Raw genomic sequence first — 17,915 nt, forward strand, 5'->3', positions numbered from 1 at the left:
TCGGCGTTCTCCGAGTGCCAGTCCCTTGCGCGGTCGGCGATGGCATGTCTTTCGAAAGTCAAGCTATATCGTGACTGCCCCGCAGGACGCGCCGCGCCGTGCCGGAGATTCCCGATAAGTCCTGGCCGCGGCGCTTCCCGCTGTGCCACTCTTGGCCCATGAGCGAAGCTGAACACGATCAAGCCGCGCCGGCCGATCCCGCGGAGACCGAGCAGGACGAGGTCAAGCGGAAGTTCCGGGAGGCGCTGGAGCGCAAGCAGGCGCAGTCGCACCGCACCGAGAGCGGCTCCGGCAACTCCGGCAAGGCGCACGGGACGCACGGCCAGGCCGGCGGCAAGCGCTCCTTCCGCCGCAAGGCCGGATAGCGCGGGAAGAAACGGCGCCGGCCCCCTGTGGCACGTTGACGGCATGGACGGACACAGGGGCGGCGCACCCGGGGACCGCCGGCGCGGGGGCGGCGTGCCCGAGCACGGCTGAGGTGGGCGGCGTGGCCGGGGACCGCGGACGCGGGGGTGGCGTGCCCGAGTGCAACTGATGTGGGGCGGCGCGCGCGGGGTCCGCCGGGCGCGGGGGCGGCGTTCCAGAGCACGCGGGTCCCGGATGCGCGGGATGGCGGGAAGCTGCGGCAGAGGGGGCTCCGGCGGCGTAGGCTGACTCCCCTATGGAACCGACGCTGATCTTCGCGACCGCGCAGGAGTGGGAGGACTGGCTCGCGGCCCAGCCCGCCGACTCGGCCGGCCTGTGGCTCAAGCTCGCGAAAAAGGGCTGCGACACACCGAGCATCGACTACGCGACCGCGCTGGAATCGGCGCTCTGCTTCGGCTGGATCGACGGCCGGAAGCGTCCGCTCGACGAGTCGTTCTGGCTGCAGCGCTTCACCCCGCGCACGCCGCGCAGCAAGTGGTCGCGGATCAACCGGGACCGCGCGACGGCGCTGATCGAGGCCGGGCGGATGCGTCCGGCTGGCCTGCGCGAGGTCGAGCGGGCGCGCGAGGACGGCCGCTGGGACGCCGCGTACGAGAGCCAGAGCTCGGCCGAGGTTCCCGCGGACCTGCAGGCCGCGCTCGACGCCGATCCGCAGGCCGCCGCGTTCTTCGCGACCCTCGACCGCGCGAACCGCTACGCCGTGCTCTACCGCGTGAACGAGGCCAAGCGCGCCGACACCCGTGCCAAGCGGATCGAGAAGTTCGTCGCCATGCTGCACGCGGGTGAGACCATCCACCCGCGCCGCACCGCGAAGTGATCGGCCCCTGACGTAATTCCGTGGCGCGCCGGCCCTCGGAGGCGGAAGGATTCCTCCATGGTGGACACGGAGATCGACCGCTACTACTCCGATGACTTCGACGAGATCGACCGCCTGAGCATCGACGCGGTCGGGCGCCTCGAACGCGAGCGCACCAAGGAGCTGCTGCTGCGGTTTCTGCCGCCGGCTCCGGCGCGCGTGCTCGACGTCGGCGGCGGTCCAGGCGTGTACGCCTCCTGGCTCGCCACGATCGGGTACGACGTGACGCTCGTCGATCCCGTGGCCCGGCACCGCGAACAGGCGCGCATCTTCGGCACCTTCGCGGTCGAGGACGGCGACGCCAGGGCTCTGACCGCGCCCGACGCGTCGGCCGACGTCGTCTTGATGCTCGGCCCGCTCTACCACCTCGTCGATCCCGCCGACCGCTCCCGCGCCCTCGCCGAGGCACGCCGCGTGGTCCGACCCGGCGGCGGCGTGATCGCGGCCGCCTTCATCTCGCGGCACGCACCGATCCTCGACGTCGCCGCGACGCTGCGCATCAACGACGACGCCATGGTCGGGCACGTGAGCCGGCTGCGGAACACCGGCGCGAACGACCCGGGGACCGGCTTCACCGTCGCCTACTTCCACCGCCTCGAGGAGATCCGCGCGGACTTCGCGGCGGCCGGGCTCGACGAGCCGTCCGTGTACGGGATCGAAGGCCCGCTGCTGCCGCTGATCCGGAGCGGCCTCGCCGAGGACCGGCCGGAGTACTTCGAGGCCGCCGTGCGCGCGGCGCGGCAGGTGGAGGACGAGCCCGCCATGCTCGCCGCCAACGCGCACCTGCTCGCCGTCGTCCACACCGCGTGAGGCCCGCGTGAGGCCGACCGCGTGAGGCCGACCGCGTGAGGCCGACCGCTTGAGGCCGACCGCTCGAGGCCGACCGCTCGAGGCCGACCGCTCGAGGCCGACCGCTCGAGGCCGACCGCTCGAGGCCGACCGCTCGAGGCCGACCGCTCGAGGCCGACCGCTCGAGGCCGACCGCTCGAGGCCGACTGCTTGAGGCCGACCGCGCGAGGCCGACCGCTCGACGCAGCCGATCGTCCGTATGCTGGACCGTGTCTCAGTGCCATGGCACCCTGGCGACATGAGCCTTCGCATCAGGCACATCACTTTCGACTGCGCCGATCCGTACCTCCTCGCCCGCTTCTGGTCCGATCTGCTCGGCTACCGGGAGAATCCGCGCGACCCGAATCCGCGGGACGCCGAGGAGGCGCTGATCCTGGATCCGCAGGGCACCGCCGGGCTGCTGTTCATCCGGGTGCCGGAGCCGAAGGCGGCCAAGAACCGCGTGCACTTCGACGTCTGGCCGGACGCCGCGGACGGCGGCGCTCCGCTGACCCGGGATCAGGCGCTGCAGCGGGCGCTGGAGCTCGGCGCGCGCCTGGTCGACGATCGCCGCGAGCCTGACGGCACCGGCTGGATCGTGCTCGCCGACCCCGAGGGCAATGAATTCTGCCTGGAGCGCTCCCGCGCGGAGCGCTCGCCGTCCCTGGAGTCCGCCGCCGACGAGCACCTGCGCGTCGAGCTCGACCACGCCTACGACAGCCAGCTGCGCCTGCTCGGCCACGCCCGCCGCCGCCTCGCCGAGATCGCCGCCCAGCGCAAGCGCCTCGACCGCGACATCTCCGTCCTCGCCGCCCGCTCCCCCAGCCACCCGGGCCTGGAGGCCCTGCGCGCCAAGGCCCGCGAGCGCGCCCGCGCCGAACAGCGCACCCAGGCCCTCGTCCACGAACTCCGAGCCGAGGTCAGCTCCTTCCGCGCCGAGATCGAGCGCCACCGCACCGACCCCGAGGTCCGCCAGACGCAGAGCTCGATCGACCAGCTCAACGCCCTCCTGGACACCCTCCCGGGAGTCGGGGACTAGGTGCACCCGCGGCCAGGGACGCATGATCATCAGCCGCTTGGGCCGGCCTCCTCGACGGTCCACGGGCGTCTCCGGACCAGGTCGATCCCCTCGACGAGCGCCACGGCCCGCGCCGTCGCGGCTCCACTGGCCCACACGGCGCCAAGGCTCGCATGCCGCTCGCGATTGCGACGGCAGGCACACTCAGAAAACTGATTCGCCAGCTCGTCACCGTGTCCGAGCCGGTCAGCCGGTCAGCCGGGCCCTCCCCGGCGTCGAGGGCCGCTCCGTCACATGCACTCGGGCGCGTAGGCGCGCGCGGCCGAGCCGAGGGCCGCGTCCCGCTTCGCGACCTCCTCGCGGACGATCGGGATGACATGCCGGCCGAAGTCGATCGCGTCCTCGAGCAGGTCGTATCCGCGCGCCGAGAAGATCTGCGCGCCGAGGTCGTAGTAGTCGAGCAGCGCCTGGGCGACCGTCTCGGGCGTGCCGACGAGCGCGTTGGACGCGTCGGCGCCCTCGGTGGCGAGAGCGGCCGGCGTCCACAGGGCGCGGTCGAAGCGCTCGCTGTGCCCGGCGAGCGCGCTCAGCCTCCTGCTTCCGGTGCTCTGCGCGGGCACCATCGACAGCCGGCGGCCCCGGTTGCCCTTGATCTCGGCGACTATCCGGTTCGCCTTGTCCCAGGCCGCCTGCTCGGTCGCGGCGATGATCGGGCGGAAGGAGACCTGGATGCGCGGCGGGACCTCGCGGCCCGCCTCGTCGGACGCGGCGCGGATCGCCTCGATCTGCTCGAAGGTGCGCTCCAGCGGCTCTCCCCACAGGCAGTACACGTCCGCCTGGGCCGCGCCCACCGCGTACGCCTCGGGGACGCAGCCGCCGACCGAGACCAGCGGGCAGTGGCCGGCGGCGGGGAACACGTCGCTGACGAAGGAGTCGAAGTCGAAGTACCAGCCGTGGTGGCTGAACGGCTCGCGCTCGGTCCAGGCCCGCTTGACGATGCCGATGTACTCGCCGGTGCGGGCGTAGCGCTCGGCCATGCTCAGGAAGTCGCCCTCGCGCGCCTGCTCGGTGTCGTCCCCGCCGGTGATGAAATGCACCATCAGCCGCCCGCCGCTTATCCGGTCGAGCGTGGCGAAGGTCTTCGCCGCGTACGTCGGGTACGAGACGTTCGGGCGGTGCGCGAGCAGCAGCTGCAGCTGCTCGGTGTGTGCGGCTACGTAGGCCGTGGCGGCTGCGGGGTCGGGGCTGCCGGAACCGTAGGCGAACAGGATCCGGTCCCAGCCCCATTCCTCGTGCGCGCGAGCCAGCCGGACCGTGTACTCGGGATCGAAACTCGGCCCGCTGCGCGCACGGGTCTCCGAGCCGTCATTGGTGGCGGCGTAGCCGAGGAACTCGACGGGCACAGATCTTTCATATCAGCAGGGCCGATTCATGGTCAACGAATTCCGGCGGAACACCCGATTCCACCGCGAACCCATACCCGGAGATGGCCGGCCCTTTACCCGGCGGTCCGCCGGAGGTGGAAGATCCCGGCCGCGTAGTCCCCGGTCAGGCCGGTGACCAGGCCGCGGTGCCGCAGCAGCGCCCCGCTGTATTCGACCCCTGATTCCAAATCCCGGTAACGGGCGCCGGCCTCCAGCGCCGCCAGCGGCAGCGGTCCGGGCGCCGCCGCGAACTCCTGCGCGCCGAGCCAGGCGAGCACCACCGCCTCGTCGCCGAGCACGTACTGCACGGCGGTCAGGCCGGCGCCCGGCGGACGCAGCCGGTAGAGCGCGCCGTGCTGCACGACGTGCCGGATCTCCTTGTAGCGGGCCACGAGTTCGCGCGCCTCGTCGAGCTCGGCGTCGCTCCACTCGACGAGGTTGCCGCCGAGCCCGAGCAGCCCGGCCATCGCGCTGACGAAGCGGAACCTCAGCGGCGTGACCCGGCCGGTGATGGCGTTCGGGCTGTCGGTGACCCACGCGGAGGCGACCCGGGCCGGGTGCAGCTGGCTCAGTCCGTGCTGGATGCGCAGCCGGTCGAGCGGATCGGTGTTGTCCGAGACCCACACCATGTCGGTGCGCGCGAGCACGCCGAGGTCGATCCGGCCGCCGCCCGCCGAGCAGGACTCGAACGCGACGTCCGGATGCGCCGCGCGCAGCCGGTCGAGCAGCCCGTAGAACCCGTACACGTGCTCGAGCCCGAGCCGCTCCGGGTACGGCTCGCCGGGCCAGCCGGGTTCGGAGAAGCTGCGGTTGAAGTCCCACTTCACGTAGTCGATCGGGGCCGAGCCGAGCAGCGCGTCGAGCTGCTCGAAGAGGTGGTCGCGTACGGCGGGCAGGCCGAGGTTGAGCACGAGCTGGTTGCGCCACTCGGAGCGGCGCCGGCCCGGATAGTGCTGCGCCCACTCGGGGTGCGCGCGGTAGAGGTCGCTGTCCGGGTTGACCATCTCCGGCTCGACCCAGATGCCGAACTGCATACCGAGCCCGTGCACGTGCTCGGCCAGCGGCCGCAGCCCGTCCGGGAACTGCTCGGCCGACGGCGTCCAGTCGCCGAGCCCGGCCCGGTCGTCGCGCCGTGAGCCGAACCACCCGTCGTCCACCACGAACAGCTCCACGCCGAGCCCCGCGGCGCGGTCGGCCAGCTTGCGCTGACTCGCCTCGGAGACGTCGAAATGCGTGGCCTCCCAGGAGTTGTAGAGCACCGGCCGCAGCCGATCGGCCTTGGGCACGACATAAGAAAGCTGATACGCGTGCCACGCCCGGCTAGCGCCCCCGAACCCGTCCTCCGAGTAGAGCGCGGCGAAGACAGGGCTCTCATACACATCCCCCGGCGCCAACTCGACGAGTCCCGATTCGTCGCCGCCGGCACCGCCCGTGACCTGCACCCGCCCCATCGGCAGCAGCTGCACCGCGAACCGCCAGTTCCCCGACCACGCCAGCGCCCCGCTCCACACCTGCCCCTGCTCCTCGGCCGCCGAACCGTCGTCCAGCGCGAACCAGGGCAGGTGGTTGTGCGAGGTGTGCCCATGCCGCGAGCCGTACACATGCTCGCCGTGCAGCAAGGTCCCGCGCTCCAGTCGCGACTCCCCCACGAACCGCCCGTGCAGCTCCGAAAGCCGCCACTCGTCCCGCAACGGCAGGGTCCACGCCGCCGCATCGGCCCGCAGCAACTCGACGGGCGCCGGCGCCGTCGCGCGAGCTGCAACGGTCACCCAGCGCTCGACGAGGTCGAATTCCGCACGCAGCCGGTAGTGCAGCGATATCTCCAGCGAGAGAAGCTCATCCACGAACCGCAGATGCAGCTCGTCCGCGGCGGCGTCCGAGCCGGCTCCGGCCTCCGTCCCGGCCCCCGGTCCCGCCTGAGCCCCGGTCTCAAATCCCGCGAAGGTCCACTCAGTGCCCCGGATCACCGAGTCCCTCGCACGCCCGCGCACCGACAGCGCGGGACGGGCGAACCGCAGGCCGCCCTCCGTCGGGTACTCCTCGTACCCGTCGGCGGCGCCCTCGAAGGCGTGCGCCTGCGGGACCGGCTCGGCGGCCAGCGCCTCCGCGTCGGCGAGCGAGATCCGCGGACCCCAATGCAGGTTGAGCAGCCCGTCGTCCGGAGTGAGTCCGATCGCATAGCTGGAACGGATTCCGGACAGCAGCCAGAAGCGGCCGGACGGACCGGTCTCGATCGGCATGGTGCTCCTCGCGCGGGGTCATGTTTACGTAAACACCGAGCAGCTTACGGGAAGCGGCTAGGCTTCCGCCAGCGACCGCCGGCGCCGCACGAGGCCGGGAACCGAGAGGACACTGCGCGTGCCGAGCACCGACGCCGGGGACTTCCAGCGACAGCCGGCAATCGGCGCACGCGCAAGCGCCCGCGACTCCCAACCGCAACCGCCGATCAGCGCGAGCACCGACGTCCGCGGCTTCCAGCGGCAGCCGCTGATCGGGGCGAGCGGGGATCTGGTGGCCGACACGGAGGCGTGGCTCGCCTCGGAACCGCTCGGCGCGCTGATCACCGAATTCGGCGGCGACCCGGCCGACTACACCCGGCACGGCCGCCCCGACCTGCCGCTCCCGGCCCGGCTGGCCGCCCTCGACACGTTCACCGAGCGCTGGGACACGCGCCGCGGCCTCGAACGCAACCTCGCCGCCGAACTCGACCTCACCGACGCCCAGCAGACGTTGGTCATCGACGCGTCGAACGCCCTCGGCCTGCGCGGCGACCCGCCACGGCACCGCCACTACGACCACATGCTCATGCTCGGCGGCCTCATCCGCGCCTGCGTAGCCCGCCCCTCGTACGCCGCGCACATCATCCGCGAACGCGAGATCACCGCCGGCGAGGTCACCACCCTCGGCGCCCACCGCCCCTTCGTCGGCAACGAGTTCGAGCAGGCGGCGGAACTCGGCTGGGGCGACCTCACCGAGGAGTACGAGGCCCTCGACGCCGGTACCCGCCGCGCCTTCGAGCTCGGCGAGCCCGAGTTCGAGGAGGGCGAGCGCTTCGACGACATAGGAAGCACCTGGGGCGTCAAGCACTACCGCACCGCCGACGGCCTCCCCGTCCGCGTCGTCGCCGCCCCTTCCTCCGAACCCGGCACAAGGCGTGCTAATTCAGCCGATTCCTACAAGTTCTTCGCCGACCACGTGGCCAACCTCAAGCGCGGCGAACGCCTCCTGCTGATCAGCACCGCCATCTACGTCCTCCCCCAGCACGTCGCCGCCCTGCGCATCCTCGCGCTCCCCTACGGCGTCGAGGTGGACACCATCGGCGGCAAGCCCACCGAGCGTCCCCGTATCGCCCTCTCGCACTACTCCGCCACCAAGTATCTCCTCGAGGTCCGCAGCACGGTCAGGGCCCTGGCCCAATTGGTCTCGACGCCGGCCTAAGTATTACCCGGGCCAATGCGCCGAATAGCGTCATTCGGCCGCGCGGGCAATCCGTAGGCCGAATAGTACAAACGGGGCATTTTGCTCTAATTTTTCGCTAATGACCCGTTTTGCCCGCCTTGGCTCGCCGACACCATGACAGCCTGGTCGGCACGGGATCATCCCGTGCCTGGAACCAGGGGCACCGCGGACACGGAGTCGCCCGTCCTCGGCTGGTTCCATAACAGACGACAGAGACGGGTGGCGTTCATGCGTGTTTCCGTGATCGGATGCGGCCACTTAGGTGCGCCGCACGCTGCTGCGATGGCAGAGCTCGGGCATGAGGTGATCGGCGTCGAGCTCGACAAGGACAAGTGCGCGGCTCTCAGCGCCGGGATCGCGCCCTTCTACGAGGACGGGTTCGGCGAGCTGCTGGCCAAGCACGTCGGGTCCGGAAGGCTGCGTTTCAGCACCGACCTCGCCGAGGCGGCGGACTTCGCCGAAATGCACTTCCTCGCGGTGGGCACCCCGCTGCGGGAGGACGGCTGCGGCTACGACATCAGTTGTCTTACCGGCGTTGTGGAGTCCCTGGCGCCCCTGCTGTGGAGGCCGTGCACCATCGTCGGCAAGAGCACCATCACGATCGGCACGGTGGCGGCGCTTCAGCGGATCATCGACGCCCGGTCGACGATCGGCGAGATCGAGCTGGTCTGGAACCCGGAGTTCCTGCGCGAAGGCCACGCCGTGCAGGACAGTCTCAGCCCGGACCGGATCGTGGTGGGCGTGAGCTCCGCAGCCGCCCAGAAGGCGATGGAGGAGGTATACGCGCCCATCCTCGCCCGCGGCGTGGAGATGATCGTCACCGATCCGGCGACCGCCGAGCTCGTCAAATCCGCCGCCAACGCCTTCCTGTGCACCAAGATCTCATATATCAATGCCCTGTCTGAAGCGTGCAGCCTGGTCGATGCCGACGTGAACACCGTCGCGCACGCGATCGGGATCGACGAGCGGATCGGGCACGCCGGCATGCGGCCCGGCATCGGCTACGGCGGCGGCTGCCTCCCCAAGGATGTGGCCGCCTTCTCGCATCGCCTCGGGGAGTTGGGGGCCGATCGGGCCCGGGCGCTGCTGGAATCGGTCCGGGACGTCAACGCGGCCCGCATCGCCATCGCGGTCGAGCTGATCGAGCGGGCCCACGGCGGTCCGCTCGACGGCGTGCCCGTCGCCTTCCTCGGCGCCAGCTTCAAGGCCGGGACGAGCGACCTGCGCCACTCGCCGGCGCTCGCGCTGGTCGACAGGCTCATCGCGCTCGGCGCGCGGCCGGTCATCCACGACCCCGAGGCTATCCCGGGCCTCCGGCGGCAGCGGCCCGACCTGAGGTGCGCGGACACGGTGGAAGAAGCGCTCACCGGCGCCGACGTGGTGGTCATCGCGACCGAGTGGCCGCAGTTCACCAAGGACGCCTCGCTGCCGGCCCTGGCCAGCGCCGCGGCGCGGGGCCGCGTTCTCGTGGATGTGCGCAACGCGGTCGAGGCCGACCCGTGGTCGGCGAACGGCTGGCACGTCTGGCAGCTCGGCCGCCCGGCTCTGCACCCGCAGCACGGCATCGCCGCTCCGGCGGGCGCCGGAGCTCGCTGAGCGCCGCCCGACCACACGAACCAAGCGATTTTCAAGCCTACGTATTTATGCCTGCCCTGGGACGGCACCGCGCCCCGGGCACAGATCATGACGGGTACTGACGCTGGAGGTTGGAATGCGGGTCGTGGTGACGGGCGGCGCGGGTTTTCTCGGGTCGCATCTGTGTGAAGCCCTGGTTCGGCGCGGCGATGCCGTGGTCTGCGCCGATGATCTCTCGACGGGACGGCTGGAGAACATCGAGCACCTGCGGCACCTCGGGTGCGAGTTCGTGCGGGCGGATGTGACGATGCCGCTCGAGGTGTCCGGCACCGTCGACGCGGTCGCCCATCTGGCCAGCCCGGCTTCACCGCCGGACTACCTGCGGCTGCCGTTGGAGACACTCGCGGTCGGCAGCCGCGGGACGGAGAACGCATTGCGCCTGGCGACGCAGCACGGGGCGCGTTTCGTTCTCGCCTCGACCAGCGAAGTGTACGGCGACCCCCTCGTGCATCCCCAGCACGAGGAGTACTGGGGCAACGTCAACCCGATCGGTCCGCGAAGCGTCTACGACGAGGCGAAGCGCTATGCGGAGGCGGTCACCACGGCGTACCGGGGGCGTCGCGCGAACACCGGAATCCTGCGCATCTTCAACACGTACGGTCCGCGGATGCGCCCGTGCGACGGACGCGTCGTGTCCAGCTTCATCGTCCAGGCGCTGAGCGGCGAGCCGCTGACCGTGTACGGAAGCGGCGATCAGACGCGCAGCTTCTGCTACGTCGACGATCTGGTCCGCGGCCTGGTCGCCATGATCGATTCCGCGGAGGCCGGACCGCTCAACATCGGCAATCCGCAGGAACTGACGGTGCGGGAACTCGCCCAGCTCGTCCTGGAGATCACCGGATCGTCATCGGCCGTCGAATACCACCCCCTCCCGCAGAACGATCCGACGCGGCGGCGCCCCGTCGTCACCCGGGTGCGGGACGCCCTCGGCTGGTCGCCGGAGGTTTCGATCGAGGAGGGCCTGCGGCGAACCGTGCAGTGGTTCGCCGCCCGTCCGGACGCGGTCGCGGCGGCCGCGCTCGCCCTGCGCGGCGGCCAGTCGGGAGCGGACCGCGTCCGCCCGGCCGCCGACCAGCTGCCGGTGCAGGCTCAGCCGTTGCCCGCCACCGAGCAGGCCGCCTCGGCCCAGGTCTGACGTCATGACGCGATTGGACGCGATCCCGGCCCAGCCGTCCTTCGAACTCTGCCCGGAAGAGCACATCCGGGCGGTCTCGCGCGGCACGGTGGTCCGGGTCCGGCCCGGCGGCCCGGAATTCGGGCCGCCGAGGCCGAAGCGGGTCGTCGACGGGTCCATCTTCGTGGCGACGCTCAAGGCCACCGACCGCGTGGCCGTCGGAGCGCTGTCCGCGGCCTGGCTGGTCTGCTTCATCGCGTTCTGGTCCTGGTGGCTCGAACCGGCCCACCGGGTCGGAACCGCCGCGTTCACCGTGAACAGCGCGCTGCTGCTCTACTTCACCGGAGTTCCCGGCTACTTCCTGGCTGCGGTCGCCCATCTGCGCCACGTCGATCCGGCCATCGAGGTGCCGCCGCTGCGCATCGCCTTCGTCGTCACCAAGGCGCCCTCCGAGTCCTGGCCCACGGCCCGGAACACCCTCATGGCGATGCTGGCCCAGGACTGCTCGGCCGCCTTCGACGTCTGGCTGTGCGACGAGGCCCCCGCCGACGAGGTGCGTGCCTGGTGCGCGGAGCACGGCGTGCGGCTGTCCACCCGGTCGGGAGTCGCCGAATACCATCGGGCCACCTGGCCCAGGCGCACCAAGTGCAAAGAGGGGAACCTGGCGTACTTCTACGACCATTGGGGCTACCGGGACTACGACGTGGTCGCCCAACTCGACTGCGACCACGTGCCCGCCCCGACCTACCTGTCCGCCATGGTCCGCCCTTTCACCGACCCGTCGGTGGGCTACGTCGCCGCACCCAGTGTCTGCGACCTGAACGCCGCCAACTCCTGGGCCGCTCGCGGGCGCCTGCACCGGGAGGCGACCTGGCACGGTCCGATCCAACTCGGCCACAACCTCGGCCTCGCGCCCATCTGCATCGGCTCGCACTACGCGGTTCGGACCGCGGCGCTCGGCGAGATCGGCGGCCTCGGTCCGGAGCTGGCCGAGGACTTCTCCACCACCTTCCTGCTCAACTCGGCCGGCTGGCACGGGTGCTTCGCGATCGACGCGATCGCGCGCGGGGACGGGCCGCTCACGTTCGCCGACATGCTCACCCAGGAGTTCCAGTGGTCGCGCAGCCTGACCACGCTGATGTGCGACCTCTTCCCGCCCCACCTGAAGCGGATGAGTCCGGGGCTGGCGCTCCGCTTCGTCTACGCCCTCTGCTATTACCCGTTGCTGCTGGTGTCCACGGTCGCCGGCCTCGCCCTGCCCGTCATCTCGGCGGTCACCGGCATCACCTGGATGAAGGTCAACTATCTGGCGTTCCTGGCGCACTTGAGCAGCCTCTCGGTGTGGGTGATCCTTCTGGTGCTGCTGCTCCGGCGGCGCGGACTGATGCGCCCGCAGTCCGTGCCCGTGATCAGCTGGGAGAACTGGCTGTTCACGTTCACCCGCTGGCCGTACGTCGGTTTGGGCGTCCTGAGCGCCACCATCCAGAGGTTCCGGCCCAAGCAGCTGACGTTCCGCGTGACACCCAAAGCGGGCAGCGGGGTCCAAACGCTGCCCGCACGCCTTCTCGCGCCCTACGCGATCATCGCCGCGGCGCTGTCGCTGGCCGCGTACGCCGGGGAGCAGTTCGGACGGCACACTCCGGGATACATCCTGCTGTGCGTCCTGGGCGCCGCGTGCTACTGCGTCGTCGGGCTCGCCGTACCGCTGCTGCACATCAGAGAGGCCAGAAGGTCCTTCGGACTGACCCTCGGCGCGGCGTTCAGAACCGCGGGGGGCGCGATCGGGATCGGGATCGCCGCACTAGCCCCCCTCGCACTGGCCGCCGCGGACTACCCGGCCTACGGGATGAGGGTTCTGGGCTGGTGAGTCCCACCCGTCCGCGATTCCGTTCCCGCACAAGCAGGAGGCAACATCGTCATGACCGAATCCGCGACTGTCCTGGTCACCGGAGGCGCCGGTTTCATCGGAAGCCACACCTGTGTCGATCTGCTGGAGCACGGCTACGAAGTGATCGTCGTCGACGATCACTCCAACAGCTCCCCCGGCGCGCTGCACCGCGTGGAGAAGGTCGCCGGACGTCCGCTCCTCGCGACCTACCCGCTGGACGTGCGCGATGAAGCGTCGCTGGACGGCGTCTTCCGCGACCATCGCATCGACGCCGTCGTCCACTTCGCGGCGAAGAAGGCCATCGGCGAGTCCATCGGGATTCCGCTCGACTACTACTCCATCAACGTCTCCGGGTTGATCTCACTGCTGCGCGCCATGCACCGGCACGAGGTGCACCGGCTCGTTTTCTCCTCGTCATGCTCGATCTACGGTGACGCACGTCCGATCCCGCTCGGCGAGCAGGAGCCGCCGCGTCCCACGAATCCGTATTCGCGCTCGAAGTTGATGTGCGAGGAGATTCTCGCCGACGCGTGCCGGGCGTGGCCGGAGCTGACCGTCTTCTCGCTGCGCTACTTCAATCCGGCCGGAGCCCATACCAGCGGCCTGCTCGGCGAGGATCCGCGAGGGGTGCCGAACAACGTCATGCCGTACGCGATGCAGGTCGCGATCGGACGGCGCGAAAGACTCAGCATCTTCGGCGGCGACTACAGCACACCGGACGGAACGGCGGTTCGCGACTACATCCATGTGATGGACGTCGCGGACGGCCATCGCGAGGCCCTTGAACGCCTGTATCCCGAAGCATCCTCGGTCCATCCCGGGCTGCACGTCCTCAACCTCGGCACCGGGGTCGGGACGTCGGTTCTCGAGCTGGTGGAGTCCATGAGCTCGGCCTGCGGGCAGCGGCTGCCGTACGAGATCGTCGGCCGACGGGCGGGAGACGTCGCCCATCTCGTCGCCGATCCCACGGCCGTCGCGCGGGAGTGGGGCTGGCACACGACCCGGGACCTGTCCGCCATGTGCGCCGACGCGTGGCGGTTCCAGCAGCTCAACCCGAACGGCTATCAGGACTGATCGCTTGAACTTCCCGCTCAGGGCGCGGGGGCCGGCTGGCCGGCCCCCGGCCGTGGCGGTTCCAGCAGCTCAACCCGAACGGCTATCAGGACTGATCGCTTGAGCTTCCCGCTCAGGGGGCGGGGGCCGGCTGGCCGGCCCCCGGCCGTGGCGGTTCCAGCAGCTCAACCCGAACGGTTATCAGGACTGATCGCTTGAACTTCCCGCTCAGGGCGCGGGGGCGGGCTGGCCGGCCCCCGGCGTGGTGGCGGAGCCCGGAGCCGCGCCGAAGTAGTCCATCGGGCCGATGTCCACCGCGAACCGGGCCTGCAGGTCCAGGCCGCTGCCCGTGATCGGCGAACCGGTCCGCGGCGCCGGCAGCGGCGTGCGGGTCGGGTCCCAGGCGGGCGCCGCGACCAGCACCAGGCCGGGATCGAGATCCCAGCCGACGAGCCTTGCCGCGGCCGTTTCCTGACCGGTCCGCCCGGCCCAGGCGGCCAGCGAGTGGAAGGACCTTGCGCCCCAGCCGACGAGCCACGTTCCCGTGTCCCCGACGTGGTAGTCGTTGCCCTGGAGCAGGACCTGGGCCGGCGAGAAGCGATAGGAGGCGGCGATCATCTCGCTGCCGGAGGTCTCGAAGATGTTGTCGCGGATCGTCACGCCCCGCAGGCCGTCCCCGAGTCGCAGCACGGGGGCGGCGTCGGCATCGCCGTGGGTCAGCACCGTGTTGTGGTAGACGCTCGCGTCGATGATCCGGCCCACCAGCGCGAAGCTCGCGTAGAGCGGAAACTTCCGGGAGTCGTCCCGGCTGACGTTGAAACGCACGGTGTTGCGCGCGAATGCGTTGTTGTCAGCTCCGGTGTAGAGCAGGAAGCCGGGACCGTCGTTGTCGTGGGAGTAGTTGTACTGCGCGACCGAGTCGGACACGTTCTGGTCCAGGTCGAATCCACCGCCATCGGTATACCCGCCGGAGTAGTTGTCGTACGACACGTTGTGCTGGATCACCACGCCGGTGGAGTCGTAGACCCAGATGCCGACCGGCCCTTCGGGCGCGTCGCAGTACTTGCCGTTGCCGTGTGCGACCGATCGTTCGACGATCGCGTCGCGGACACTGCCGAGGTCGATCCCGTTGCCGGTGTTGTGCAGATGGTCGAGCGGGTTGCCGAGATTCGCGAACGCCTGAACGCCTGAGACGAGCACGTTCTCGTTGGCGTATTGCGGCGAGGCCGCGTCGAAGTGCGGGCCGAAGCTGCTCAGTCCGCTGTCCCGGTTGCCGTGCAGCACACTGTCCGTCACCTGCACGTCGCGGAAACCGGCGCCGACCGAAGCACCGCCCATCGACACCCCCACGCGGAAACCGGATACGTCCACATCGGTCACCGAAACGTGCTGCAGCTTGGGGCCCTTGACCAGGTCGCTGAAAAGCGCGATACCGCTGACGGTGCGGTCGGCCGGCGTCCCGCCGGTCAGAACCAGGCTCCCGATATCGATGCCGGCCGTGTCGTAGACGTCCACTCCCGGGCCGCCGGCGGCGGCGATGGTAGCCCGGCCGGAGCCGTACGAGCCCACGATCACCGGGTCCCGCGGATCACCGGCCTCGCCGCGATGGAAGGTCAGGCTTCCGGTGAAACGCGCGCCTCCCTGGAGAAGCAGCCGTTCACCCGGCTTGAACGCATGCTTGTCCGCCTGCCTGAGGGTGCGCCACGCGCTCTCCGGCGAGGTGCCCGCGGCGGAATCACTCCCGTCCGGCGACAGGTAGAACGTGCGGGGACCGAAGAGGCGGTCGCCCGTGCTGAACGCCACCAGCGGTCCGCGCGGCCACAGCGCGCGGTAGCCCCCCACGGCCAGAAGGGCCGCGACGAGTACGGCGGCCAGCGCAATCCGCCGAGAGGGTTCCCGCCGCCGGACGGCCGCCGCCGGCGGCGCCGCAGGCGATCGCGGGGGCTCTGCTTCCAGCAGCCGGGCCGCCGTCGAATTCCGCTCGCTCCCCGTCTCGCCCATCACGCCTCCTGGGGCCCACCGCCGTGCGCCGGTCGGCGCACTGGGCTCCAATCTCCCAGGCAGGCGGCGATCGGGCGGTTCACGACACGCAGATGTGAATGAAAGAACCTTTCTTTCCATCGAGCGGCCGGGCGACGCGGGCGAGCGCACCCGGGATCGCAGCCCGGGCAGCGGTCTTGTCCTGCCGACAGGCCGTTGCCGAGCGGTATTCAGCGCCGCTCAGGCCGCCGATCCGGTTCAGCCGGCGCGAAATCGGCGCCGCTCGGCGAGTTCGTCGACCACGCCGGGCGGGAGGACGGCCCTGGGGACCTCGACCTCGTCGGAGGTCGGCTCCTCGCCGGGGAGCTGGCGCAGGACTTCCTCGATCTCGGCGCAGACGGCGCCGACCGAGATGCCGAAGACGCCCTGGCCGCCCTCGAGCAGCTCCATGACCTCGTTCGGGGATGAGCACTCGAAGATGGCGGCGCCGTCGCTCATGAGGGTGATGCCGGCGAGCTCGGAGGCCGCGCGGGTACCGAGGTGGCCCGCCGCGGCGCGGATGTTGTGGAGGGAGACGCCGGCGTCCAGGAGGCGCTTGACGATCTTCAGGATGACGACGTCGCGGAAGCTGTAGAGGCCCGGTCCGCTGCCGGCCCTGAGCGTGGGCCCCACGAGGCCGGTGCGGGCCCAGTAGTCCAGCTGGCGGTACGTGATGCCGGCCGCCGCGCAGGCGACCGTGCCGCGGTAGCCGAAGGCCGCACGTGCCGCGGTCGCAGGCTCGCGCCCGGCGGCCTCCTCATTCCGCGTGCCCACACCCACCACCTCTCCACCAGCGGCGCCGATCGCACCTGCCACCCGGCTGTTCCGGGCCGTGTCCGACGGCCGCCGCGCCCACCCGGCGGGCCGCCGACGGCCCGCTCACGCTCCGCCGGGATGCACATGCACCTCAGCTTGATCCTGTCCCGTCGGCGGCGTGTCCAATCCCCACGGGCGCTCCCGACCGGCCGAACCGGTGACGGGACCGCGCGAACGGCACGACGCTACGCACGCCGCCCGGGCTCCGTCAACGACCGCCGCGCCGGGAATTACGCCACCCGAATGCAGTATCGCGCACGCTGCGGCGATTCGCCGTCGATCCGGCGTGCAATCGCCGGGAATCCGCGGCCGGTCCGCCGGGAATCCGGGGTGGAACCCGCGACGGAGCTACGCCGACTCCGCGTCGAGCCGGACTTCGGACGTCCATCATCGACCCGGACTGTCCGATACAAGGCCTCGCGGGCCGCCGGCGGACGCTCCGGTCGTTCTCCGCACCCTTCACACCGTACCGTCGATTCCGCCTCAGGACTCGAAGTCCTCCGGGGAGACCTGGTCGAGGAACTCGCGGAACCGCTCGACCTCGTCCTCCTGGTCGTCCGGCAGCAGGATCCCCGCCTCGGCGAGGACCGGCTCGGCGGCGAAGATCTTGGCTCCGCAGCGCAGCGCCAGCGCGATCCCGTCGGAGGACCGCGAGGAGACCGTGACGCCGCCGTCGAACAGCAGCTCGGCGAAGAAGGTGCCGCCCCGGAGCGCGGTGATGTGCACCGCGGTCAGCCGGCGGCCGAGGGCCTTCAACGTGTCCCGGAACAGGTCGTGGGTGAGGGGGCGCGGCGGTTGCGCGCCCTCCAGGGCGGCGGCGATCGCCTGCGCCTCCGACTGGCCCACCCAGATCGGCAGGTACCGCTCCCCGGAGCTCTCCCGCAACAGCACGATCGGGAGATTCGAGGGCAGTTCGACGCGCACTCCAACGACATCGAGCTCGTTCACGTGCTCTAGCCTAGTCGTCCAGCAGCCCGGCGCGAAGCAGGGCCGCCTCCAAGCGGACCATCGCGGCCGCCGTCTGCGCGCCCGCGGAGCGGGAGGAGCCGCCCTTCGCGGCCTTGACCAGCGCGGCCGTGCGGGCGGCGGAAGCGGCCACCGGGCGCAGGTGGCGCGGTTCGATCCCGAAACCGAGCAGCTCGGCCGCGGCACGGGCGACGAGCAGGTCGGCGCCGGTGGCCGGCTCGCGGCCGCTGATCAGTCCGTGGGCGGCGAGCTCGTCCAGCCACTCCTCGGCGATCCCGGCGGCCCTGGCCAGCCCCTCGCGGCCGAGGGAGACCTCGCCGAGCTCGGGGGTGAAGTACTCGGGCTCGGGCCAGCGTCCGCGGCGGCGGGCGGGATTGGGCGATCCGGCTGACGCGGACTCCTCGTCGGGGAGC

The 17,915-nt window shown here is 71.1% G+C and carries 14 protein-coding genes and 1 pseudogene; 9 read left to right on the forward strand and 6 right to left on the reverse strand.

Annotation, left to right across the window (positions count from 1 at the left end; genetic code table 11):
* Positions 1-158: 158 nt before the first annotated feature.
* The 4 genes from KDK95_RS15005 to KDK95_RS15020 all read left to right on the forward strand — a co-directional run bounded on the left by KDK95_RS15005 (position 159) and on the right by KDK95_RS15020 (position 3,149).
* Positions 159-365: a DUF5302 domain-containing protein gene (locus KDK95_RS15005; protein WP_212518768.1), complete on the forward strand. Its 207-nt coding sequence runs from the start codon at positions 159-161 to the stop codon at positions 363-365.
* 296 nt (positions 366-661) lie between these two features.
* Positions 662-1,243, forward strand: coding sequence for a YdeI/OmpD-associated family protein (locus KDK95_RS15010; RefSeq protein ID WP_212518769.1), 582 nt, complete (start codon positions 662-664; stop codon positions 1,241-1,243).
* Positions 1,244-1,300: 57 nt separating this feature from the next.
* Positions 1,301-2,092, forward strand: a complete 792-nt coding sequence (locus tag KDK95_RS15015; RefSeq protein ID WP_212518770.1) for a class I SAM-dependent methyltransferase — start codon at positions 1,301-1,303, stop codon at positions 2,090-2,092.
* A gap of 277 nt (positions 2,093-2,369) precedes the next feature.
* The gene (locus tag KDK95_RS15020; protein ID WP_212518771.1) at positions 2,370-3,149 is read left to right on the forward strand and encodes a VOC family protein; all 780 of its coding nucleotides are present in this window, start codon (positions 2,370-2,372) and stop codon (positions 3,147-3,149) included.
* Positions 3,150-3,418: 269 nt separating this feature from the next.
* Here the strand turns inward: KDK95_RS15020 and KDK95_RS15025 are convergent, their stop codons facing one another.
* Entirely contained in the window at positions 3,419-4,531 is a 1,113-nt protein-coding gene (locus tag KDK95_RS15025) for an LLM class flavin-dependent oxidoreductase (RefSeq protein WP_212518772.1), read from the reverse strand.
* Between the two features lie 95 nt (positions 4,532-4,626).
* Positions 4,627-6,792, reverse strand: a complete 2,166-nt coding sequence (locus tag KDK95_RS15030) for an alpha-galactosidase (RefSeq protein ID WP_212518773.1) — start codon at positions 6,790-6,792, stop codon at positions 4,627-4,629.
* A gap of 118 nt (positions 6,793-6,910) precedes the next feature.
* Between KDK95_RS15030 and KDK95_RS15035 the strand changes: the two genes are divergently transcribed.
* The 5 genes from KDK95_RS15035 to galE all read left to right on the forward strand — a co-directional run bounded on the left by KDK95_RS15035 (position 6,911) and on the right by galE (position 13,722).
* Positions 6,911-7,990, forward strand: coding sequence for a hypothetical protein (locus KDK95_RS15035; RefSeq protein WP_212518774.1), 1,080 nt, complete (start codon positions 6,911-6,913; stop codon positions 7,988-7,990).
* Positions 7,991-8,239: 249 nt separating this feature from the next.
* On the forward strand, positions 8,240-9,607 hold the full coding sequence (locus KDK95_RS15040) for a UDP-glucose dehydrogenase family protein (RefSeq protein WP_212518775.1): 1,368 nt from the start codon (positions 8,240-8,242) through the stop codon (positions 9,605-9,607).
* A gap of 115 nt (positions 9,608-9,722) precedes the next feature.
* Entirely contained in the window at positions 9,723-10,781 is a 1,059-nt protein-coding gene (locus KDK95_RS15045) for an NAD-dependent epimerase/dehydratase family protein (protein WP_212518776.1), read from the forward strand.
* Positions 10,782-10,785: 4 nt separating this feature from the next.
* Positions 10,786-12,627 (forward strand): glycosyltransferase, encoded by a 1,842-nt coding sequence (locus tag KDK95_RS15050; RefSeq protein ID WP_212518777.1) that lies wholly within the window; start codon positions 10,786-10,788, stop codon positions 12,625-12,627.
* A 51-nt stretch (positions 12,628-12,678) separates the two neighbouring features.
* Complete coding sequence (galE, locus tag KDK95_RS15055) at positions 12,679-13,722, forward strand: UDP-glucose 4-epimerase GalE (protein WP_212518778.1); 1,044 nt, start codon at positions 12,679-12,681, stop codon at positions 13,720-13,722.
* Positions 13,723-13,929: 207 nt separating this feature from the next.
* On the opposite strand, the gene KDK95_RS15060 is transcribed toward galE, so the two are convergent.
* The 4 genes and pseudogenes from KDK95_RS15060 to KDK95_RS15075 form a co-directional block, all read right to left on the reverse strand.
* Positions 13,930-15,702, reverse strand: a complete 1,773-nt coding sequence (locus KDK95_RS15060; RefSeq protein ID WP_212518779.1) for a right-handed parallel beta-helix repeat-containing protein — start codon at positions 15,700-15,702, stop codon at positions 13,930-13,932.
* A 237-nt stretch (positions 15,703-15,939) separates the two neighbouring features.
* A complete protein-coding gene (locus tag KDK95_RS15065) occupies positions 15,940-16,503 on the reverse strand; it encodes a MerR family transcriptional regulator (protein WP_212518785.1) in 564 nt (187 codons plus the stop codon).
* A 516-nt stretch (positions 16,504-17,019) separates the two neighbouring features.
* Entirely contained in the window at positions 17,020-17,484 is a 465-nt protein-coding gene (locus tag KDK95_RS15070; protein WP_212518780.1) for a bifunctional nuclease family protein, read from the reverse strand.
* Between the two features lie 10 nt (positions 17,485-17,494).
* A pseudogene (locus tag KDK95_RS15075) lies at positions 17,495-17,915 on the reverse strand (hypothetical protein); the annotation flags it as partial.

Origin of the sequence: Actinospica acidithermotolerans, assembly GCF_018139625.1 — a bacterium.
GTDB lineage: Bacteria > Actinomycetota > Actinomycetes > Streptomycetales > Catenulisporaceae > Actinospica > Actinospica acidithermotolerans.